Origin of the sequence: Plebeiibacterium sediminum (assembly GCF_026013605.1) — a bacterium.
Taxonomy (GTDB): domain Bacteria; phylum Bacteroidota; class Bacteroidia; order Bacteroidales; family Marinilabiliaceae; genus Saccharicrinis; species Saccharicrinis sediminus.
This window is the reverse complement of the sequence record NZ_JAPDPJ010000027.1, coordinates 20,102-42,464: the sequence shown is the minus strand read 5'-3', so window position 1 is coordinate 42,464 and position 22,363 is coordinate 20,102. Positions and strand designations below refer to the sequence as shown.

General features: G+C 33.4%; 16 protein-coding genes. 14 read left to right on the top strand and 2 right to left on the bottom strand.

The features are described from left to right. The first annotated feature begins 4 nt into the window (after positions 1-4). The 7 genes from OM075_RS12625 (at position 5) to OM075_RS12595 (ending at position 11,879) form a co-directional block, all read left to right on the top strand. The gene (locus tag OM075_RS12625) at positions 5-1,666 is read left to right on the top strand and encodes a carboxylesterase/lipase family protein (protein ID WP_301190882.1); all 1,662 of its coding nucleotides are present in this window, start codon (positions 5-7) and stop codon (positions 1,664-1,666) included. Positions 1,667-2,097: 431 nt separating this feature from the next. Further along, positions 2,098-2,928: an MBL fold metallo-hydrolase gene (locus tag OM075_RS12620; RefSeq protein WP_301190881.1), complete on the top strand. Its 831-nt coding sequence runs from the start codon at positions 2,098-2,100 to the stop codon at positions 2,926-2,928. Between the two features lie 80 nt (positions 2,929-3,008). Further along, complete coding sequence (locus OM075_RS12615; RefSeq protein ID WP_301190880.1) at positions 3,009-4,664, top strand: FAD-dependent oxidoreductase; 1,656 nt, start codon at positions 3,009-3,011, stop codon at positions 4,662-4,664. Between the two features lie 41 nt (positions 4,665-4,705). After that, positions 4,706-5,320, top strand: a complete 615-nt coding sequence (locus tag OM075_RS12610; protein WP_301190879.1) for a cytochrome c3 family protein — start codon at positions 4,706-4,708, stop codon at positions 5,318-5,320. Positions 5,321-5,518: 198 nt separating this feature from the next. Next, complete coding sequence (locus OM075_RS12605; protein WP_301190878.1) at positions 5,519-7,864, top strand: alpha-L-rhamnosidase-related protein; 2,346 nt, start codon at positions 5,519-5,521, stop codon at positions 7,862-7,864. Between the two features lie 887 nt (positions 7,865-8,751). Continuing rightward, the gene (locus tag OM075_RS12600; protein WP_301190877.1) at positions 8,752-11,076 is read left to right on the top strand and encodes a TonB-dependent receptor; all 2,325 of its coding nucleotides are present in this window, start codon (positions 8,752-8,754) and stop codon (positions 11,074-11,076) included. Positions 11,077-11,081: 5 nt separating this feature from the next. Further along, positions 11,082-11,879: a DUF4249 domain-containing protein gene (locus tag OM075_RS12595; protein WP_301190876.1), complete on the top strand. Its 798-nt coding sequence runs from the start codon at positions 11,082-11,084 to the stop codon at positions 11,877-11,879. Between the two features lie 356 nt (positions 11,880-12,235). Here OM075_RS12595 and OM075_RS12590 read toward each other — a convergent pair whose 3' ends face one another. Further along, a complete protein-coding gene (locus OM075_RS12590; RefSeq protein ID WP_301190875.1) occupies positions 12,236-13,156 on the bottom strand; it encodes a helix-turn-helix domain-containing protein in 921 nt (306 codons plus the stop codon). A gap of 179 nt (positions 13,157-13,335) precedes the next feature. Here OM075_RS12590 and OM075_RS12585 point away from each other — a divergent pair, with 179 nt between their 5' ends. The 7 genes from OM075_RS12585 (at position 13,336) to OM075_RS12555 (ending at position 19,805) form a co-directional block, all read left to right on the top strand. Continuing rightward, on the top strand, positions 13,336-14,238 hold the full coding sequence (locus OM075_RS12585) for an aldo/keto reductase (protein ID WP_301190874.1): 903 nt from the start codon (positions 13,336-13,338) through the stop codon (positions 14,236-14,238). Positions 14,239-14,297: 59 nt separating this feature from the next. Continuing rightward, complete coding sequence (locus tag OM075_RS12580; RefSeq protein ID WP_301190873.1) at positions 14,298-14,711, top strand: LytR/AlgR family response regulator transcription factor; 414 nt, start codon at positions 14,298-14,300, stop codon at positions 14,709-14,711. A gap of 501 nt (positions 14,712-15,212) precedes the next feature. Beyond that, positions 15,213-15,629, top strand: a complete 417-nt coding sequence (locus OM075_RS12575; RefSeq protein ID WP_301190872.1) for a LytR/AlgR family response regulator transcription factor — start codon at positions 15,213-15,215, stop codon at positions 15,627-15,629. 289 nt (positions 15,630-15,918) lie between these two features. Beyond that, positions 15,919-16,227 (top strand): nucleotidyltransferase family protein, encoded by a 309-nt coding sequence (locus tag OM075_RS12570; protein ID WP_301190871.1) that lies wholly within the window; start codon positions 15,919-15,921, stop codon positions 16,225-16,227. Beyond that, the gene (locus tag OM075_RS12565) at positions 16,217-16,546 is read left to right on the top strand and encodes a HepT-like ribonuclease domain-containing protein (RefSeq protein ID WP_301190870.1); all 330 of its coding nucleotides are present in this window, start codon (positions 16,217-16,219) and stop codon (positions 16,544-16,546) included. Before OM075_RS12570 ends, OM075_RS12565 begins: the two co-directional genes overlap by 11 nt. Before the next feature lie 415 nt (positions 16,547-16,961). Then, complete coding sequence (locus tag OM075_RS12560; protein ID WP_301190869.1) at positions 16,962-19,016, top strand: PocR ligand-binding domain-containing protein; 2,055 nt, start codon at positions 16,962-16,964, stop codon at positions 19,014-19,016. A 201-nt stretch (positions 19,017-19,217) separates the two neighbouring features. Continuing rightward, a complete protein-coding gene (locus OM075_RS12555) occupies positions 19,218-19,805 on the top strand; it encodes a DJ-1/PfpI family protein (protein ID WP_301190868.1) in 588 nt (195 codons plus the stop codon). Between the two features lie 23 nt (positions 19,806-19,828). On the opposite strand, the gene OM075_RS12550 is transcribed toward OM075_RS12555, so the two are convergent. Next, a complete protein-coding gene (locus tag OM075_RS12550) occupies positions 19,829-21,970 on the bottom strand; it encodes a T9SS type A sorting domain-containing protein (protein ID WP_301190867.1) in 2,142 nt (713 codons plus the stop codon). Between the last annotated feature and the right edge of the window lie 393 nt (positions 21,971-22,363).

Sequence of the window (22,363 nt, the reverse complement as noted above, 5' to 3'; positions counted from 1 at the left end):
TAATATGTTTAGTAATTCTTATAAACTAATCATTGGCTTGATCTTGTTAAGCACAGGATTTTATGCTTGTCAAAATAATACAGCAAGTAACAATGTAACAAGTCCAGCTGCAATCAAAGGCTCTCATCCTATGATTGCCAACAGTGAAACTGCCAAAACTACCACTGAATCAGGTGATGTGATCGGGTATATTCACAAAGGAATATTCAATTATAAAGGGATTCCTTATGCAAAAGCAGAGCGTTTTATGCCTCCTGAAAAACCAGATAAATGGGATGGCGTAAGAAGTTGCAGATCATATGGTCCTGTTTGTCCTATTGACGTAGAATCCATGATTTTATTTGATGAAATGGAGTTTGCTCAACAACATAATTTTTGGTATATGAAAGATGCCTGTAATAACCTGAATGTTTGGTCTCCGGCTATTAATGATGGAAAAAAACGTCCGGTAATGGTTTGGTTGCATGGAGGAGGATACACAGCAGGTTCATCATGTGAATTACCTAGTTACGATGGTGAGAATTTGAGTCGCACAGGCGATGTGGTTGTAGTATCAATTAATCACAGGTTAAATGTTCTTGGTTTTCTGGATTTATCAGCAGTTAATGAAAAGTATGCTCAATCGGCTAATGTAGGTATGATGGATGTTGTAGCAGCTTTGCAATGGGTTCATGATAACATTGAAAATTTTGGGGGAGATCCAGCGAATGTAACCATTTTTGGTCAATCTGGAGGAGGTGGTAAAGTGGCCACCATGTTGTACACACCATCAGCAAAAGGATTATTTCATAAAGCTATTATGCAAAGTGGTGTTGCAGGAAGATATTCAACCAGGGAGCAGACTCAAAAGATTGGTTTGGCTATTATGGAGGAATTGGGATTAAAAAAAGCAGAAGTAGACAAATTAAAAGATTTGCCTTACGAAGAATTATTGGCAGCTGGTAATAGAGCAGTAGCTAAAACTCAGGAATCAGGTTTTGGTCGTTTAGGTTGGGCTCCTTCATGCGATGGTGAATTTATTCCTTTACAACCAGGTGATCCGGGTGCAGAAGAACTGTCAAAGGGTATTCCTCTTATCATTGGATCCAACCAGGTTGAGTTTGGTTCATTTGGTAATCAGGATTTATTACAGGCAGATGAAGCTACCGTTATCAATAAATTAAACGATCGTTTTAAAGATAAGACTGAAGAGTATGTGGCAGCTTACAAAAAAGCTTATCCAAGTACAAAATTACCATCAGACATGCTTGATGTAGATGTGATGTTTCGTCCTATGTTACTTCATTTTGCAAATATAAAATCATCAGTTAGCGGTGGTGCTCCTGTTTACAATTATGTTTTTAAATGGAATGCGCCTCACTTAAATGGTTTATTGAAATCAAGCCATTGTATGGAGTTGGCATTTGTATTCAACAATATTGCCCGTACAGAAGAATATAATGCCGGTACTCCTGAAGCTTATGCTTTAGCAGATAAAATGAGTAAAACATGGGCTACATTTGCTTATACAGGCAATCCAAATAATGAAGCCATTCCTACCTGGGAACCATTTACTCCAGAAGGTGGCGCAACGTTTTTGTGGGATAATGAAACTGAATTGGTTCACAATCATGACAAAGAATTATTGACTGTGGCAACTTCAGTTCCTCCTGTAAGTCCGTTTTAATTATTGTATTATTTAGTATTTGTAATTTGCTCAAGCCGCTGGGCTCTTCATTTTTAGCTTGATCTAAAAACGAAGCAAAAAGATCAAGGCTGCATCTGCTTCACTCATAAAACTACGGTTGATTGACTGAAATCGTTTAAACTCGCGTTGCTCAAACAAAAACGATTCTTAATCGTCAATTCATCCTTGTTTTATGGATCATCAGCTGATGCCGTTTAGATCATATTTACAAAAACAAGATATGTTACAATTAAAACAAAAGTTTCTTATGTATTATGAATAAAAGACATTGGCTCAAATCAGTTTACATTAGCTACTGCGCGTGTCCTCACGCGTAGTTTAAATAATAATTGTAATTAGTATAAACCGCTGAGGTCTTCTTTTTTAGTAATAAGTAAAGTTCTATTCAAAAACTAAAACATCTATATAAAATGAAAAAAAATCTATTCATATTAACCGTAGTTATTCTGGTACAATTAACCTTGTTTGCTCAAATGCCAGAGATGAGTATCGAAGGAAAAGAAGTATATAAAGGAGATGATATTACTTTTCATCAGATAGATGAGCATACCTGGGTAGGAACGGGAAAAGTAATGTTTAATGAAAGCCTTTATTTAGTTGAAGGTGAAGATAAATCCGTATTGATTGATGCTGGCACCAATATTAAAGATCTGGATAAGATTGTCGCATCAATAACATCAAAACCAGTCATGTTGGTTGCAACACATGTACATCCAGATCATACAGGTGCTTCTATTGATTACTTTTCGGAGTTATACATCAATCCTGCCGACACAGTTGGAATTCCAATGTTTATGCCGAATTACAAAGGTGAAGTAAAATATTTAACAGATGGAGAAAAAATTGATTTAGGCGGAAGAACTTTGGAGGTTGTGTTTACTCCTGGTCATACTCCGGGATCAACTACTTTTATTGATAAAGAAGCTAAATATGGATTTAGTGGCGACTCTTTTGGTTCCGGTAATTTACTTTTAACCACTAATTTTTCTACACTTCAGTCTACGTGTATAAAAATGGAAGACATGATGGAAAAATGTGGTATCACAAAGCTTTATCCGGGTCATTATTTTGGGCCAAATCATGAAACTTTAGCCAGGGTTAAAGATTTAAACACCATTAGTTCTGATGTATTGGATGGTAATATAAAAGGAGAAGAGAATCCCAGAGCTATGTTGGGATTAAATCTTGTTATAAGCTTTAAAGGAGTTAGGGTTAATTATAGTGAAAATGCGATCAAATAAATTTTTCCAAAATAGAGAATATCTATACATAAGTTAGTGTTGTTAATAGTCCTGAGTTTTTAAACAATTACAGATCGAATATGGATAAATACCTTAAAAATACGCTCCAAAAGGGAATATCACGACGAAGCTTTTTATCCCGCACTGCGCTTGCCTCATGTGCTGCCGGAATTGTTGGATTTACAGGATGCAAACCAAACAGTCCGGAAGATAAGGTTTTTGATGAAAATATGATCTATGGTACCAGTTCAGATGAAAGTGCTATGCTATCGTTTTTGTCGAAACCTGAAAACATAAATGAAGCAGATGTTAAAGAAACATTATCATACGATGTGGTTATTGTAGGAGCAGGAGCATCAGGTGTTCCTGCTGCTCTTTCTGCAGTGGAAAGTGGCGCTACTGTTGGGGTCCTTCAAAAAGAAAATATTGTGATCTCGCAAGGGAATTCAGGTGCTGGTATAGATCTGGAGAATAGTGATCGGGCAGGTGTGGAAGCATTGGTATCTACCTTAATGAAAGAAAATGCGCATCGCTGTAGTCCTGAGCTGCTAAGGGAATGGGCATATCATTCAGGAGAAGCTGTTACATGGGTTATTAATCGTTCTCAAAAGGCAGGGGCAAGTGTGATAAATCAGGGAAATCTTCAGCAGGTTAAAATCTTGGATATTAATGGCTACAAGCTTAGTTATCATACGGCCTACTTTGGTCCAAAGCCATTTAATAATGGTGATGGAATGAAAGCACTGGCCAAATACTCTGAAGATGCTGGCGTAAAGTACTATTTCAGTACGCCTGCAGTTCAGTTAATTAAAAATGGTGCTGGAGAAATTAAAGGTGTTTATGGTAAATGTGAAGATGGGAAATATATCAAACTACTTGCTAATAAAGGAGTGATATTGGCTACAGGCGATTATCAGAATAATAAAGCCATGTGCGATTATTTTATTCCTGATGCCAAACATTTTGGTCGTAAGCAATCCAACAAAACCGGTGATGGTTTTAAAATGGGATATTGGGCCGGAGGAGTTATTGAACCCATTGGTCATACCAAAATGATGCATGACTTTGATGCTGGTCCGGCAACAATGTGCGATATGCCTTTTTTAGCCGTTGATCATGCAGGCAATAGATTTGTAAATGAGAATGTCGAGATGTCGCTACTAAACAATTATCTACGACAATCAGATAAGGCTGGTCAATATTCACAAATCTTTGATTCAAACTATATGAAACAAGCAGCAAATTGGCCGGGGAAATTAGTAAATCCAGAAAAATTAAGGGAATATATGCCAGATGAATCTGTTACGCACGATCATGTTTCTACCCCTTTTATTAATACTTATAAGGCCAATACAATTGAAGAACTGGCTCATAAAATAAAAGCTGATCCCGCAACTCTAATGGCCACTGTTAAACGATATAATGAACTTGCAGCAGAAGGTATGGACAGTGATTTTGGTAAACCTGCAAATCAGTTATTTCCTATTATAAAACCGCCATTCTATGGTATTCATCGCACACTACGTTTATCTGCAGTATGTTCAGGTCTTCTTGTAAATAAAAATCATCAGTGCTTAAATTCCTCAGGTAATCCCATAAAAGGTTTATATGCTATAGGAAATCTAGGTGGTGGTTTTTATGGTGGAGTAGATTATCCGCTTATTGTTTATGGTTTATCATTGGGACGCTGCTATACTTTCGGATACCTCGTAGGAAAGTATGTTGCAAATCTATAGAAATTTTGAATTCGAGGATTATAATCGAAAAATCAATCATAATGAGAATTCCATTTTTGAATAAAATCACTAAAAAATCACCCAGAGGAACATGGATAAGATTAGTAATGGTTGCAGGGATCATATTAATTTTATCGGGTATAACTATTGGGGGAAACCATTGGCATAATCAACCTGGATTTTGTTCTAATTGTCATACACCAATGACAAGCTATGTCAATAATTATTATTCACATGATTCTACATTATTAATCACAAAACATGCTTTTGGAGATACAACAAATATAAAGTGTCTCGATTGCCATACTCAAACACTAAATGAGCAACTTACAGAAGGAGCACATTGGGTTACCGGGAATTATACATTTCCTTTGGAAAAGAGAGAGTTTGGAACACGCAATACCTGTATGGCTGCAGGATGTCATGTGGAATCTGATATTATCGAAGCTACGAAACATCATGATAATACTTTATTTGCCTATAACCAGCATGATCCAAGGCATGGAAAATTACAATGTAACAGTTGTCATTCCATGCATGGCACATCTACTTTATCATGTAACCAATGCCATAATTTTGAGTTGCCGGATGGGTGGGTTGCTCCACAACCCAATGGGATGATCACCAGTAATCTTACTAATAAATCATTAGATTAGAGAAATTTTAAATGTGAAATTGACTTTAGAAATTATTCTGACTAAAGGAATGAATCATTTAGAGATTACCATTACATAAAAAACAAATTCCGACATATGAAACGAACATGTAAATTTGATTGTCTAAATTCATAAACAAGAGGATGATTAAACTTATTTGTGAGTTCCATATGGCCAATGGAAATAAATTATAAACATATGAAATACCTTATCGTTACAGTATTAGTCATTTTTTCGTTACAAGTTTCGGCTCAGTTTGGGGAATCTGATCCGGAATGGGATGCCAGTTGGATTTATTTATCCGATAACCCGGATAATGAATATGGATTATATTTGTTTCGAAAGGTATTTCAACTTCAAAGCGTTCCAGAATCCTTTAATGTAAGAGTCTCTGCAGATAATCGATACAAGCTTTATGTGAATGAGATCTTAGTTTCGCAAGGGCCTGTTATTGGTGATATTAAGCATTGGAATTACGAAACAGTTGATCTTGCTCCATATTTAAAAGCGGGGAATAATATTATTGCAGCAAAAGTATGGAATGAGGGTGCTTTACGCCCTGTATTTCAATTTTCGAAACAAACAGCCTTCTTACTTCAGGGAACCAATGAACAAACCAAAAAGGTAAATACCAATAACTCCTGGAAATGTATTGAGGATAAAAGTTATACACCCATAAAACAAAATGTACTAGGGTATTATGCCGCCGGAGCAGGCGAAAAAATAGATATGAATTTTAAAGTAGATGGTTGGAAACAATTAAACTTTGATGATAGTTCATGGAGTATAGCTCAGGGGTTTGTAGACCGGGCTTTTGTTGGTTTTGGTTTTAACACCCGCCAGGGATGGACACTTATACCTTCAATAATTCCACCCATGGAGTTAACCAAGCAAAGGTTACAAACTATACGTAATGCCAAGGGGGTGCAGGTTCCTGAATCTTTTCTTTCACAAAGTATAACTATCAATATACCAGCCAATACTACAGCACAAATATTACTTGATCAGTCCTTTTTAACAAATGCATATCCTACATTAATTTTCAGTAAGGGTAAAAACAGTACTGTTGTAATTACTTATTCAGAAGGATTATATGATAGTAATGGTGCTAAAAATAATCGAAACAATATTGAAGGCAAAACTATATCCGGTCGTCAGGATACTATCATTTCCAATGGTAAGATTAATCAAAATTTTACATCCTTAAGCTGGAGAACGTACCGCTATGTTCAGCTTGAAGTGAAAACTCAAACCGAACCTTTAGTTATCAATGATTTTTACGGCACGTTTACTGGATATCCATTTAAACTGAACGCCAAAGTGGAAGTAGATCATCCTGAAATTAATAAAATTCTGGAAATAGGTTGGCGCACAGCCCGCTTGTGTGCTGTGGAAACTTATATGGATTGTCCTTATTATGAGCGTTTGCAATACATAGGTGATGCCCGTATACAAATGATGATTTCATACTATAACAGTGGTGATGATCGACTGGCCAAATATGCCTTGAATTTATGGGATAATAGCCGCAAGCCTGATGGATACACATTAAGTCGCTATCCTGATACGCAGGGACAGGTTATTCCACCCTATTCTTTATGGCATGTAAGTGCTTTGTATGATTATATGATGATGGGAGATGATCCTGAATTTGTAAAAGCAAAACTATTGGGAACCCGTCAGATTCTGAACTATTTTATCACCCATATAGCAGAAGATGGATCATTAAAGCATATACCAGGATGGAATTTTACAGACTGGGTTCCTACCTGGGATGCAGGAGTAGCTCCCATGGATGATCAGGGAAATTCATCATTACTGGATCTACAGCTATTATTGGCCTTACAATCCGGGCAAAAACTTGAAGAGACAGAAGGTGCTCCTGAATATGCGCGCCTTTATGCAGATTTAAGCAAAAAATTAGCCGAGACCATTAAAGAAAAGTATTGGGATGCAGCCAGAAACTTATATGCCGATACTCCTCAAAAAAATAGTTTTTCGCAACATGCCAATACTCTGGCAATTTTGGCTGGTTTAACCGATGAAGAAACATCAAGAAATGTTGCGCAAAAAATGTTATCGGATAATACCTTAACACAGGCTTCAATTTACTTTAAATACTATTTGCATCAGGCTTTAGCAAAAGCTGGTTTAGGTGATCATTACCTTAATTGGCTGGATATATGGCGTAAAAATATAGATTTGGGATTAACTACCTGGGGCGAAACTTCTGAAGTTGAAACAACCCGTTCCGATTGTCATGCATGGGGATCAAGTCCTAATATTGAGATCTATCGTACCATATTAGGAATAGAAAGTGCCGCACCATATTTTTCAAAAGTGAAGATTGAACCACAACTGGGAGATATTAAAAATATAAAAGGAGAAATTCCTCATCCTAAGGGAAATATATCTGTAGCTTATAAAAAGATGAAGAATAAAATTAAAGCAGAAATACATCTGCCAGATGGCGTTAATGGTATTTTTATTTGGAAAGGCAGACAAGTAGACTTAAAAGCCGGTATGAACCAAATTGAGTTGTAATCATTTCTAAAACCTATGTTAGTGCCATAGATTCTGAAAATATTCAGAATAACGCTCAATTTAAAATATTTAAATACATGTGACTCCTCTGGAGTCAATTTCTCTACTATATGAATATTCTATAAACATGTGATGCCTCTGGCATCATTTTAATAAACTGTAATTGACTTGCAATCGCCTTTCTTATACAGGTCAAAGGTCTTGTGTATCAACATCGGGAGAAGCTATGCCAAACAATTATATGTTTAAGAACGTAAATGATAATCATATACATTCCTAAGGGCCTATGGGCCTGACTTCTTAGTATAAAACAGGTGATTTATAGTAGTTAGGGGCGTAGCTCTATTGTCTTGGCTCATACCATTCAAAAAGATAATTGGCATCGAAATTAATATCATACCACACGCTCACCAAAGTGTTTCAAATGCTGGTGAATAATTGCATCTTGTACCTTTAAAATATTTTGGATGTTCGGATTTAGCAAAGAGTAATATGTTAATATTTATATGGTACAGCCACGAGAGCTTATTAAAGCGTCTCTCTTTACTTTAATCATCCAGTCCTCTGACCTTGTTTTAAACCCCATAACTAAAAGCTATGCCCAATAATTATATGTTTAAGAAAGTAAATGATAATCTTATACATTCCCAAGGGCCTTTAGGCCTGATTTCTTAGTAGAAAACAGGTGATTTAGAATAGCTAGGAGCGTAGCTCTGTTGTCTTTGGCTTATACCATTCAAAAAGATATTTGGCAACAAAATTAAATCAATATTTACCATAGTTTAATGCTACCATTCAGTAAAACGGGTAGCTCATTCTGTAAAATGGGTATATATGTCTTTTTAGTTCTCATAATCTTTGTACAGAACTAAATGGAGGTATTTTATATGAATAGAATTTTGTTAATCTGTGTCCTTTTGCTGGGAAGTATATTTACGGTAAGAGCACAAAATAAGTTTAGCATAAGTGGAAGTATAACTGATTCAGGGAATGGAGAAACACTTATTGGGACAACTGTATATTTAAAGGAACAACCTACATTAGGTACAATAACCAATGCCTATGGTTTTTACTCTATTTCTGCTCCTGAGGATGATTACACTTTAGTGGTAAGTTTTATTGGTTATGAAAATTATGAGAAGGAAATACACCTGACTTCTGATTTGCGAATGGATGTTGCTTTACATCCAAATAATCAGCAATTGACAGAAGTTGTTGTTTCTTCTAAAAAGAAAAATTCCAATGTAACTTCTGTAAAAATGGGAGTTGAAAAACTGAATCCCAAAGATGTAGAATCCTTACCCGTATTATTGGGAGAACAGGATGTTGTACGAACACTTACACTTACTCCCGGAGTTAAAACAACAGGCGATGGAAGTGGGGGAATGTTTGTTCGTGGAGGTAACAACTCTCAGAATATGATCCTGCTTGACGAGGCTACAGTTTATAATTCAAGCCATATGATGGGTTTTTTCTCTACGTTTAACAGTGATGCCATTAAAGACCTTACCATGTATAAAGGTACTGCTCCTGCTGAATATGGAGGAAGATTATCTTCTGTGATGGATATAAAAATGAAAGAGGGAAACAATCGCGATTATCATGTAGGTGGAGGAATTGGTTTACTATATTCCAAATTAAATGTAGAGGGACCTATTGTAAAAGATAAAGGTTCCTTTTTTGTTGCTGGCAGAAGAACGTATGCTGATCTTTTTATGAGGATGTCTCCTGATGAAGATATTAATGGCAATGAACTTTATTTTTATGATTTAAACCTGAAAGCGAATTATAAAATTAATGATAACAACAGAATCTATGTTTCTGGTTATTTTGGAAGAGATGTAATGAGTTCTCAGGATGTTTTTGGTATGGATTGGGGAAATGAGACAGGAACTGTAAGATGGAATCATGTATGGGGGAGTAAACTATTCAGTAATTCAACCTTTATTTATTCTGAATACATGTACCGTATGAATGCAAATTTTGGAAATTTAAATATGGGGCTTCGTTCAGAAATAAATAATATTAACCTGAAACAGGATTTTATGTATTTCCTGAATAGCAAAAATACACTTTCGTTTGGATTGTTTGGAACCAGAGGTACAATGATCCCGGGACAAGTTGAAGTTGATGATGATTCAACCTTGCATCCTGAGGATTTGGAAGATCGTTATTATTGGGAATATGGTGCTTATATCAGTGAAGAATGGAAAATAAACAGTCGATTAACTGTTGTTGCAGGATTGAGAGCCAATGGTTTTAACCTGGTTGGTGAAGGTGATTTTTATTCATATGACGAAGATGGTTTAGTTACAGATACAACACATTACTCATCGGGAGAGAATGTTAAAGGGTATTTAAACCTGGAACCAAGATTTAACATCGCTTATGTGTTGAATGATAAAAACTCACTTAAATTTTCATATGCACGAAACACACAAAATCTACATTTAATTCAGAATTCAACAACATCAATGCCTACAGATATGTGGGTGCCCTCTAGTCAGAATGTTAAAACAGAAATAAGTGATCAGATTTCAGGAGGTTACTTTAAAAATTTTAACGATGATAAATTTCAGTTCTCCGGAGAACTTTATTACAAATGGATGCAAAATCAAATAGATCTGCGTGATGGAGCTGATATTTTTGGCAATGAGCTTATTGAAGGAGAATTTTTGTATGGTAAAGGACGTGCATACGGTTTAGAGTTAATGGTAAAAAAGACAAGTGGCAAAATGAGCGGATGGGTCTCTTATACCCTATCAAAAACTGAAAAACAAATTGATGAAGTAAATAATGGTAAATGGTATGATGCCCGACAGGATGCTACGCATGATATTTCGGTTGTAGCCATGTATAAATTATCACCAAAATGGGATCTGTCGGCCAGTTGGGTGTTTAATACCGGTAATGCAGTTACTTTTCCTACAGCTAAGTATCAGGCAAATAATGATGTTGCTTTTTATTATACAGAACGTAATGGATACAGAATGCCTGATTATCACAGATTAGATATAGGTGCTACTTGTAAATTAAAGAAAACAGAAAAATTCGAAAGCAGTCTGAACTTTGGTATTTATAACGCTTATGGAAGAAAAAATGCTTTTCTGATTGATTTTGACGTGGCAGAAGATGATCCTACCCGCACAGAAGCAACTAAAACATTCCTGTTTACCTTTATGCCATCAATTACTTACAATTTTAAATTTTAAAACAGATGAAGAGATATATAAAATTTTTAGCAACCAGTGCTCTGTTCATACTGCTTTATAGTTGTACAGAAACAATTGATATCGATTTTAATGATTTTGACAATCAATATGTAATAGAAGGTAATGTTTCTACAGATGAAGCTCCTCTTATTTCAATAACTTCAACTATTAATTTTGATGAACCTAATGAATTTCCAGGAGTTCCCGGAGCGAGGGTGACTTTAACTGATGACTTGGGAAATATTGATGTACTCGATGAAATTTCTACCGGTTTATTTTCAAAAGATGGATTTATTGGGCAAGAGGGTAGAACATATTCCTTATCTGTTGAATTAAACAATGAGTTATTTAGCTCAGTATGTAAAATTCCAAATCAGGTAATGCTCGATTCTATTTCAATTGAAAAAGAAGAGGCTTCTATTTGGAGTGATGTGGATGCAGATTCCATCTATAATGTATTTGTATATTTTCAAGATCCAATTGAAGTAGATAATTATTATTTCTTTGTAGAATATGTTAATGGTGAGCAGGTAAGAAGTTTTCCGATGTCTGATGAATATTCTGATGGAGAATATCTCGATTGGGAACTGCACACACATGACAGGGAGTTAAATGTTGGCGATGTGGTAACTGTTGAAATGCGTTGTATTTCAGAGGATGTATTTGAATATCTGAGAGATCTTGACCAGGACAATGGTATGTCAGCAACTCCAACAAATCCTATAACGAATATACAAAATGCTACATTGGGATATTTTAGTGCCCATACTTCTCAACGATTAGAACTTATAATTGAAGAATAAAATTTAGTTTTCGGCTAATTTCTATTTATAAATAGATTCAAAGGCAAGAGCTGGCTTTAATGTAGAGTCAGCTCTTGTTGTGTTTTAAAACTACCCCAAGAGTTCTGTAAACCTTCTGGCATTGTTATTATAAATGAACACAGAGGCATTAAGACGCAGTGTTTTTTAAAGAAATTCATTAAATCCAGAAGGATTTACCTCTGTTAACTCTTTATGATCATATAACAATGGCGTTTGATTACTTCACTTTTTCTAATGCGTTTAATTTATTTTGGCTATATATACAATACTCGCTGTGCCTTTGTGCTATTCTTTAAAAAATACTATTGATTTGCATATATAACTGTATTTTATATTCAGTTTAAGTTTCGATACTCAGTAGGCGAAACACCAATACTCTTTTTAAACATTCGGGTAAAGTGCTGAGGATGTTTAAAACCTAACTCATAAGCTATTTCACTTATGGTTTTTCTGTTATCAAAAATCTTTTCTTTGGCCACATCAATCACCTTAAGCTGAATATGCTCAATAGCAGATTTACCAGTTACCTTACGCAATAAATCGCCTAAATAATTGGGCGAAATGCAGAGTTTTTTTGCCAGATAGTTTACGGTAGGTAACCCCGTAAGAAGTGTTTGTTCCGAAGCAAAATAATCTTTTAATAGCTTTTCAAAACGAGCTAATACATCTTTATTAGCTTTATTTCTCGTAATAAATTGGCGTTCATAAAACCTATTACAATAATTTAAAAATAACTCCAGAGATGATACAATAATAGTGTTGCTATGGTTGTCGATGTTATTTTGGAGTTCAAAATTAATAAGACTAATACACTCATTTAAAAGGTTCCGTTCCCTTTTTGAAATATGAAGTGCTTCATTTACATCGTATGAGAAAAATGAGTAATCATTCATATGTTTTGCCAACGGAGTACCATAAATTAAATCCGGATGGAATAAAATAGCCGTTCCGCTCGAATTTTGAAATTCTTCGTTATTTTCCAAACCAAATACCTGTCCTGGAGAAACAAAAATCAAAGTTCCTTCTTTGTAATCATAATTACTAATTCCATAGGTAATGTTACCACATTTAGAATCTTTAATAAATATGGCATAAATATTCATTTGTAATTTAAAATGAGATATTGTTTTAAGCAATTCCGGATCAGATGGTTTTAACTTTGATAGATCCACAATGCTTATTAACGGATGAAATGTTTCTTGTCCAACTTTGTCATTATATTCCGATATTGAATCTACTTTAAAGGTATTTTTCATTATATCCATTTTAATATTACTTGTTCAAATATAAGTAACAATAATATACAAAACTACTGTTTTAAAGATGGTACTGTAGTTGGGGTAGGTAAAACAGTAATATTGGTATTACTAATAATTATTTCGGGTGAATCTTTGTAGCGAGATATTTTATCGATGAATTAATACAAGGGTTTATTATGAATTTAGATGAAAAATATACTTTATCCAATGGCGTTGAAGTACCTAAATTAGGACTAGGTACATGGTTTATCAGTAATAAAAATGTAGGTAAAGCAGTGGTTGATGCTATTAAATTGGGTTACAGACATATTGATACAGCTCAGGCATACAGAAATGAAAAAGGAGTAGGAGAGGGCGTTAAAGCTTCAGGTATTGAAAGACGCGATATGTTTATTACTACAAAACTTGGAGCAGGGATAAAATCATACAATAAGGCTATTGCTTCTATTGATAAATCTATACAAAAAATAGGTTTAGATTATTTGGATATGATGATTATTCATAGTCCGCAACCATGGACCAAATTCAGAGGTGAAGACGCATATTTTGAAGGTAATCTGGAAGCATGGAGAGCATTGGAAGATGCCTGTCAGGCAGGCAAAATAAGAGCTATTGGTTTATCAAACTTTCAACAGGCTGATGTTGAGAATATACTCGCGTCGTGTACCATAAAACCAGCGGTGAATCAAATATTGGCTCACATTAGTAATACTCCTGCTGAACTTATTCAATACTGTCAGCAAAACAATATTTTAGTGGAAGCATATTCGCCAATTGGACATGGAGAATTGTTCAAAAACACCAAAATTGCTGCCATAGCAAAAAGGTATCAGGTTACTGTTCCGCAGTTAAGCATTCGCTATTGTTTACAGTTGGGCTTATTGCCATTACCCAAAACAGCTAATCCAGCACATATGCAGAATAATGCCGATTTGGATTTTTTAATTTCGGAAAAGGATATGGAAATTCTCAAATATATTGAACCAATAAAGGATTATAGCAAGGCAAGTGTTATGCCGGTTTATGGGGGCAAATTGAATTTTAAATCTATTATGAAAATGATATTTAGTACGAAATAAACTTTTTTAGGCACTAATGCAGATGAATTGAATTTCTAAAACGAATAAAATACTGATGGATGTTGAAATTAACTCAAACTTATAGTATTACCAGCCATGATACCCCTAAGGAACCCATTTTTAGAATAAACAAATACCGAAAAGGTTTTTTAGTATCAAAGAGGAGTCAATACTTCTTACTTAAAGTTGAAGATATCGCCTATTTTATTTTAGACAATAAAATGACTTTTGCGGTAACCTTTAAAAATGAGTTTTTTGCCATTAGTAAAACATTGGAAATGGTTGAAAAGGAAGTAAATCCCAATGACTTTTTCAGAACAAACAGAAACACCATAATTAACCTGGAAGCATTTGGTTATTTTGAAAATTACTTTAATGGAAAACTAATTGTGAAGTTAAAACATAACTTATCTGAAAATATTATTATAAGCAGAGCTAAGTCGGCTGCATTTAAACTTTGGTTAGATCAATAGTAAGCAGTAAACTCATACACAAATTGTATACACATTTTATATTGTTATATGGGTAATGGAGGGGTAGCAGGTTAAAATTGTAAAATCCGATGGGGTGGTTTTACACAGCGTAATTTAATGGTCTTAATTCAATCTAATAACTATATTTTTTAGCTTAAAAAGCAACATGTTTTAAGACCCATTAATCCTGCTATCCATTTCATTATCTTTGGAAACCTTTTTCTTATTAAAAACAACATAATACCAACAATACTACCTGTCTCTTCAAATAATTTTCTTTGCTAAAATATATACACTCCTTTAATTTAGCTTAGAAATACTGCAATACCCGATTTTAACATTTGTAAAAGGATATCTATTATCTCATACATACTTTTGTTTTATAATCTTTCCTTAATCTTATTCTGATTCATTTAAATATAAAGCTAAAAAGATTCAATACGAATCATGAAGTGAGTAATTAATTGAAATTTAAGACCCGTACGATTAAAATAAATAAAGATGTTAAAAATAGTAAGTAGTAACAGACAAATTGAATATCCGAATTTATATAGAGAACCTGTTTTTATATCACCCTCCTATAGAAATGGATTTTTAGTAAACAAAAAGCATAAATATTTTATGTTAAAGGTTTGCGACATAGCTTATTTTATTTTTGAAAACAAAAATACTTATGCTGTTTCCTTTGATAAAACGTTTTATAATATGAATAAAACACTTGAAAGCATAGAAACAGAACTTAATCCTGCTGACTTTTTTAGAACAAGTAGAAATACAATTATTAATAAGGAGGCTTTTGATAATTTTGAGCTTTATTTTAATGGTAAACTAGTTGTTAAATTACAAAATAACCTTTCGGATAATATTGTAATTAGCAGAGCTAAAGCAGCTGCATTTAAGTGTTGGTTGGATAAATAAAATGATAAGAACGAAAAGATGTTTCCTACATATTGTGCAAGATAATGACTTGCACAATATGCCACTTTCTGAATACCATAACGAACTAATTACCAATCTTTAGTGCTTGTAGCATTAAATTAGAGTTCTAAAAACTTTTAACCCGTAAAAAGAAAAAATTACCCGACACAGAATTTTGACAAATACCTAAAAACACTTTACAAAAGCCTATTTACAACTCACAGATACCTAAAAAGACTTTAATCATATCAGAAAAGAATTTATTACATTTGATAAAAAAATTAGATTAATGCAACAGATTTTAGAAATACGCAAAACTAACCTAATTGAACTTTGCCAAGAATTCAAAGTAAAAAGGTTGTATGCTTTTGGCTCTGTTGTTGGAAATGATTTTTCAGACACAAGTGATATTGATTTTTTATTATCATTCGTAGATAATCTGACACCAGAAGAATACGCTGATAACTATTTTGAATTACAATATAGACTTCGAGAATTATTTCATCGCGATATAGATATCGTAACAGAACGTACTCTAAATAATCCGTTTTTTATTCAAAGTATTAATGAATCAAAGGAACTAATTTATGAAGCGTGAAATAAAAAAGCACTTATACGATATTAAGATTTCTATTGATTCGATTTATGAATACTTGGGAGATAAAAGAGATTTTCTGGAATATCAGAATAATAAACTTCTAAGGCGAGCCATTGAACGAGAAATTGAGATAATTGGAGAAGCGATGAATCGAGCATTAAATGAAGATCCTGATTTAGAAATTGAAAATGCAAGAAAGATAGTTGATACACGAAATTGGGTGATTCATGGTTATGATAAAGTTGATGATGTTATTATTTGGGGAATAATTTCGAAACATCTTCCTAAACTAAAAGAAGAAATAGAAGCTTATCTATAAAAAAGCCCAGCTGCTAACACTTAGCCTCTAATGTAAGGTTGCTTGCATACCCTACAGATTGTAGGGTTTGTTGAACTAAACAATATTCCAGCAACTAATCTGTAAGGTGTTAATAAAGTGATTTTTACTTTTAGTGTTTTAAATGGCATTTTTAAAGCTTTTTCTTTTTCATGAATACAGATAAATCTAATATTATTCAGAAATAAAAAGAGGTACTCAACCAACCAAAATCACTTACTTATATTCATAAATACCATTTTATGTATCCAATTGTGTCATTAATAAAATCCACAACTTTGTATTTCCAAAACACAAGAAAATGTTCTAACTTGAGGTTATGCTGAATTTTGAAAAGTGAAATCATGCAAGAAACATAATAAGACAGGTGTGGAGTTTTAATTTTTAGTGATCAATTATGAAAAGCAAAATTCTTGATTTAATCGATTTTGATAAAGTGAATACACTTCTTGAAGGATTCAATAAATCAACAGGTTTTGTAACGGCGATATTGGATCTTGAGGGTAATGTTTTGTCTAAATCGGGTTGGCGACAAATTTGTACTCAATTTCATAGGGTAAATACAGAAACTTCACACAGATGCACCATTAGTGATACAGTACTTGCCGGAAAGATGAAGAAGGGTGATGATTATCATTTTTATAAGTGCCTGAATGGAATGGTTGATGTAGCGGTACCCATTATTATTAAAGGTGAACACATTGCTAACCTATTTTCCGGACAATTCTTCCTGGAAAAACCTGATATAACATTCTTTATCAAGCAAGCTGAAAAATATAATTTCAACAAAGAGGAATATTTGAAAGCTTTGAATACTGTACCTATCATATCTGAAGATAGGGTTAAAGTTATTATGAGTTTTTTACTTAATATGACCAACCTAATAAGCGAAATTACTTTTCAGAAACATGAATTGATGGAGTTAAATGATGCCTTACGAAGTAATCAGGAGCGTTACAGACTTCTTCTTGAGAATAGTATGGATGCCATTCTGCTTACTTCAACCGAAGGAACTATTCTTTCGGCAAATAAGGCAGCTTGCGATATGTTTCAACGTACCGAAGAAGAAATTTGTAAGTTGGGTCGTAATGGTGTGGTGAAACTCGATGATCCACGATTAGCTGTTTTTATTGAGGAACGCAAGCGTTATGGAAAGGCACAAGGAGAACTGTTAATGATTAGAAAAGATAAAACCGTTTTTCCTGTTGAACTTTCTTCATCACTTTTTATGGACCAGGATGGTATCATTAGAACTAGTATGATTATACGTGATATTACTGAACGTAAAAGAGTGGAAGAACAACTTATTGAAGCCAAAGAGAAAGCTGAGGAAGCCAATAAACTTAAAACAGAGTTTTTAAATAATATGTCGCACGAAATCCGTACACCCATGAATGGTATTATCGGATTTTCTGAAATGCTTGATCTTCCTGATCTTTCGTCAGATAAGCGAAGCTATTTTGCCAAGATTATAAAAAACAGCAGTCTTCAGCTACTACGAATTATAGATGATATTATTGATATATCAATATTAGAAACCAAAAAAGAAAAGTTAAATGAAACGGAGTTTTGCTTAAATGATTTTCTAATGGAGCAATTTTCTATTTTTAATCTGAAGTCAAAAGAAAGAAACATTCCTTTTTATATAAAAAAAGCTTTTCACGATAATCAAAGTTATATTATAAGCGATAAAACCAAACTGGCCAAAATACTAGGTAATTTACTCGATAACGCCATAAAATATACCAGTAGCGGATATATTGAGTTTGGCTATTACCAGGAAGAAAAGAATCTTGTAATTTATGTTAAAGATACTGGAATAGGAATTGCTCCCAAAAATCATCGTATTATTTTTGAGCGCTTTTCGCAAGGCGATAAAGATATATCCCGAAAATACGGAGGATTAGGTTTAGGCTTATCTATTTCAAAAGAAAATGCCCAGATTTTAGGTGGAAATATCACTTTAAAATCAGAAAAAGGAACAGGATCTACATTTTTTGTGAGTCTGCCATACAAACCTGGGAAAACTAACAAAGCAAATGTTTCGGTAAGTAGCACTAATGAATTGCCTAAGACTAAACCAGTAATTTTACTGGCTGAAGATGAAGAGATAAATTATCTTTATATAGAAGCGTTATTTGAAGATAAAAAGTACCGGGATTTTAAGTTGGTTCATGTAAAAAATGGAAAAGAAGCTGTAGATTATTGTTTAAATAGTGATGATGTTAAACTTGTATTGATGGATATTAAAATGCCAGTAATGAATGGGCATGAAGCAACCAGACTGATTAAATCCAAACTTCCTGATTTACCTATAATTGCACAAACAGCTTACTCTGCAGAGTCAGATAAAGAAGAAGCTTTACAAAATGGATGTGACAACTTTATTTCAAAACCCATAAATAAAGAAAAATTGTTTGGTTTAATAAAAGAGTATACCAAGGTGGGGTAGTCCCATAAAGTATAACAGGATATCCCATAAAAAACTAAATTGTCTCATAATTTTCTTAATCAATAGTTCGCTGATTTTTACAACTATAATATCTATATATTTATGATTTTTAGTGAAAAGTTTGTAAATATGTATCTTGAAAATAAGTCTGTTATCTAAATCTAACCATCTATTGTTTAATAGTAAATAATCTTTAATTAAATGCATAAAAAGAAGGTATTGTTGTTTCTTGCCAAGGCATTTGAAACCATGGAATTCAGTGTTTTTATTGATGTTTTAGGATGGGCCAGAAATGATTATGGTCATCCCATTTTTGTTGAAACCTGTGGCTTTACAAATAAGGTAATTAGTACATTTAATGTACCTGTGTTGGTTGATAAAACCATTGACGAAATAAATGTAAATGATTATGATGTCCTTGCAATACCCGGAGGATTTGGAGAGTTTGGTTTTTATGAGGATGCCTATAATGAAAGATTTCTGGAGTTGATTAACGAGTTTAATGACAAAGGTAAAATTATTGCATCTGTTTGTTCAGGAGCAATGCCATTAGGCAAAAGCGGTGTACTTAAAAACAGAAGAGGAACCACATATCATTTGGAAAACGGGAATTGGCAAAAAAAGCTAAGTGAATTTGGCGTTAATGTGGTAAACGAACCTGTAGTAGTAGATACCAATATAATAACTTCCTATTGTCCGGAAACAGCACCAAAAGTTGCATTTGAATTACTAAAAATGTTAACTACCGAAGAAGATATGCTTAAAATAAAACATGATATGGGATTTTAGTTTATCAGCTTGAAATATTCTTTTTATTTAGGACAGATGTGATTTGATATAATAAATTTGGAGTTATATTGACCTTTATTAGTCTGTATCTTTATAAAATATGTTCCGGATAAAGCAGAAAATTTAATCTTGATGTTTGATGCACCATAGGTTAACTTAGTTGGGATAACTTTCCCTGTTATATCAAAACAGTCAATTTTATTAACTATAACATTTTCAGGTATTTTAACTGTTATATGATCTGTACATGGATTAGGGTAAAGACTTAATTGTTTTTCAGGTAAATCACCAACTTTTCCATAGCATTCTATAATTCCAATGGCCATATTTGCCGAAAAACCAGCTTGTGGTATTTGGTTAATGTTATGCCATTGGCCGTCATAAACAAACATTGACGATGGCATTTGTACGGGATTTAATGTATGATATACTGCCAGGGAATCCTCTGAACTTTCCTTATTTATTTGGTATCCTATAAAAAAGTTGCCTGATACAGAAACTATAGCGTTAAAGCCAATATAATTACTTGCATTGGGTTTCAAGTCTTTTATAAAGACCAACTGACTATATTTTTCTACTTCTGGAGCATCTTTTCCTTCCCATACCTTTATTGTTATGTGGGATAATGGATGAGAAGCATAAGCTTTAGCCGGATTGATGAAAATACCAGGTAACTGAAGACTACCGGATAAATAAAACTTTTCTGCAAATTGAGAATAGTTATCTGAGTTATGACCGGAATAATATCCCCAGGCCAGATTATTATTATTCAGTGTAAGTTTATCTGAAGAATTAAAGTTCCAGGTTGTATCACAATTGAATGAATTAAAACCATAAGGATCATATCCGTTTTGTTGTATCTTATTTTTATGATCTGGATCAAGCCAGTGTTTCAGCTGATTATGTATATCAGGGTATTTGTCCCAGGACAATCCAAATTGGCAGAAATAGTCATTTACCGGATTTTCACAAGAAGCTTGTCCTCCGGTTAGAGTACCTATAATCTGGTGATCTGAGTTAAACAGAGGAGCTCCGGAAGAACCGGGAGATGTAAAGCCTGTTTCCCAATGTGCTATATGCCAAAATGCATCGGAATCATATTGCTGGTTATAGTTGCTTGTTGATATGGTATGATAATCAATAGCTATCTGTTTGGGATGGCCCCATGCGTGATGAATGCATGTACCTCCCTGAAATGAATCTGTTTTTCGATTCCATCCAGCATAATATGTACGAAATGAAGGAGGAGGTACCGAAGCTAATTGAATCAGTGAAAAATCTAATTGATTGATACTACTTGCAACCAATTCTCCTCCCAAAATAAACTGTGACTCATTTATATTATCGTTATTTTCATCTGTAAATTCATCGTTAAAATAATAAATGGCCTCAGCAGCATGTTTACTATCAAACATGGTATGACTTGCTGTTAAAATATAAGGTGTATTGGTTTCTGAAGTATTTCCAATGAGAGTTCCGGTACTTAACTGCCCATCAGAAACAATTTTACAGACAGCCCTTTTTTCTGTTTGCCATAATTTACCGTTACTGTCATTGATATCTTCAATACAATTGTTATTAATAGCATTTATTTTTAAGGTTCCTGAAGTTTTAAATATGTTTGTAAAGTCATGGTATACCTTTGATATCACAAGATTACCATATTTATCCATACCTGGTGGTACATTTAATTCAATGAATAAAGTATCACCCATAATAGCAGGAAAGGATATTTTATTGTATTTAGCACTACCAAACGGACCCTTTAAATATTTATAATTATTTGAATATAAAAACAAGGAAACACCCTGCTCAAGTTTTAAGGTATTACAGGTAATATATAGAGAGTAAGCATTTTTAGAGTAAATACCCAAACGCCAAACCTTACCGGATGGTGTATTATGCCATATTCCTGAGTTCAGAGGTGTTAGATTAACTGAATATGATGTTGCAAATTGAAACGATGTATCAGTTAATTTTGATTGCTTATATACTCCATTGTTAGTAGATTTAGAATCTTCAGCATTTATAGAAATATAGGATGTTATAGCCTGTAAATCTTCTTTATAGCTTATTGGTAATGTTTTAATGCCTACTTGTCCTCTTATTATCTGTATAGATATTATTAATGTTAAAACAAAAAGGGCAATATGTTTTATCGACATTGGCATTTAGATTTATGTATTGTTGAAATTTTCTGATACTAAACTATGTTGTTATTTACTGAATGATGTTTAATTTTAGATAAAATGATTCAAAAATCAGATAAAAAAACCTTATCTGATTAAAAAAATATAGGAATTGTGTTTTTGTATGAGTACATTAAGTAGCTATTAGTTACATCTTTGTAAAGTAGGAATTTTATGCCACCATATTTTTATTAAGACTGATATTAGCGTATGACAAATCCAGATAAAATTCATAAACTAATAATACCATTTGTAGTTATAAACTAAATAAAGGTGAAGCTCCATTTTTAAATACATATAAGAATTTTTAACCTCAAAACATAAATTTTAGGACTGAAGTGTTTTTTAAAAAGCTATTTTTGTGCCCCC

Excerpts from the sequence above, each read along its gene's own strand:
- OM075_RS12625 (WP_301190882.1), top strand. The coding sequence starts at position 5 with ATGTTTAGTAATTCTTATAAACTAATCATTGGCTTGATCTTGTTAAGC.
- OM075_RS12620 (WP_301190881.1), top strand. The coding sequence starts at position 2,098 with ATGAAAAAAAATCTATTCATATTAACCGTAGTTATTCTGGTACAATTA.
- OM075_RS12615 (WP_301190880.1), top strand. The coding sequence starts at position 3,009 with ATGGATAAATACCTTAAAAATACGCTCCAAAAGGGAATATCACGACGA.
- OM075_RS12610 (WP_301190879.1), top strand. The coding sequence starts at position 4,706 with ATGAGAATTCCATTTTTGAATAAAATCACTAAAAAATCACCCAGAGGA.
- OM075_RS12605 (WP_301190878.1), top strand. The coding sequence starts at position 5,519 with ATGAAATACCTTATCGTTACAGTATTAGTCATTTTTTCGTTACAAGTT.
- OM075_RS12600 (WP_301190877.1), top strand. The coding sequence starts at position 8,752 with ATGAATAGAATTTTGTTAATCTGTGTCCTTTTGCTGGGAAGTATATTT.
- OM075_RS12595 (WP_301190876.1), top strand. The coding sequence starts at position 11,082 with ATGAAGAGATATATAAAATTTTTAGCAACCAGTGCTCTGTTCATACTG.
- OM075_RS12590 (WP_301190875.1), bottom strand. The coding sequence starts at position 13,156 with ATGAAAAATACCTTTAAAGTAGATTCAATATCGGAATATAATGACAAA.
- OM075_RS12585 (WP_301190874.1), top strand. The coding sequence starts at position 13,336 with ATGAATTTAGATGAAAAATATACTTTATCCAATGGCGTTGAAGTACCT.
- OM075_RS12580 (WP_301190873.1), top strand. The coding sequence starts at position 14,298 with ATGTTGAAATTAACTCAAACTTATAGTATTACCAGCCATGATACCCCT.
- OM075_RS12575 (WP_301190872.1), top strand. The coding sequence starts at position 15,213 with ATGTTAAAAATAGTAAGTAGTAACAGACAAATTGAATATCCGAATTTA.
- OM075_RS12570 (WP_301190871.1), top strand. The coding sequence starts at position 15,919 with ATGCAACAGATTTTAGAAATACGCAAAACTAACCTAATTGAACTTTGC.
- OM075_RS12565 (WP_301190870.1), top strand. The coding sequence starts at position 16,217 with ATGAAGCGTGAAATAAAAAAGCACTTATACGATATTAAGATTTCTATT.
- OM075_RS12560 (WP_301190869.1), top strand. The coding sequence starts at position 16,962 with ATGAAAAGCAAAATTCTTGATTTAATCGATTTTGATAAAGTGAATACA.
- OM075_RS12555 (WP_301190868.1), top strand. The coding sequence starts at position 19,218 with ATGCATAAAAAGAAGGTATTGTTGTTTCTTGCCAAGGCATTTGAAACC.
- OM075_RS12550 (WP_301190867.1), bottom strand. The coding sequence starts at position 21,970 with ATGTCGATAAAACATATTGCCCTTTTTGTTTTAACATTAATAATATCT.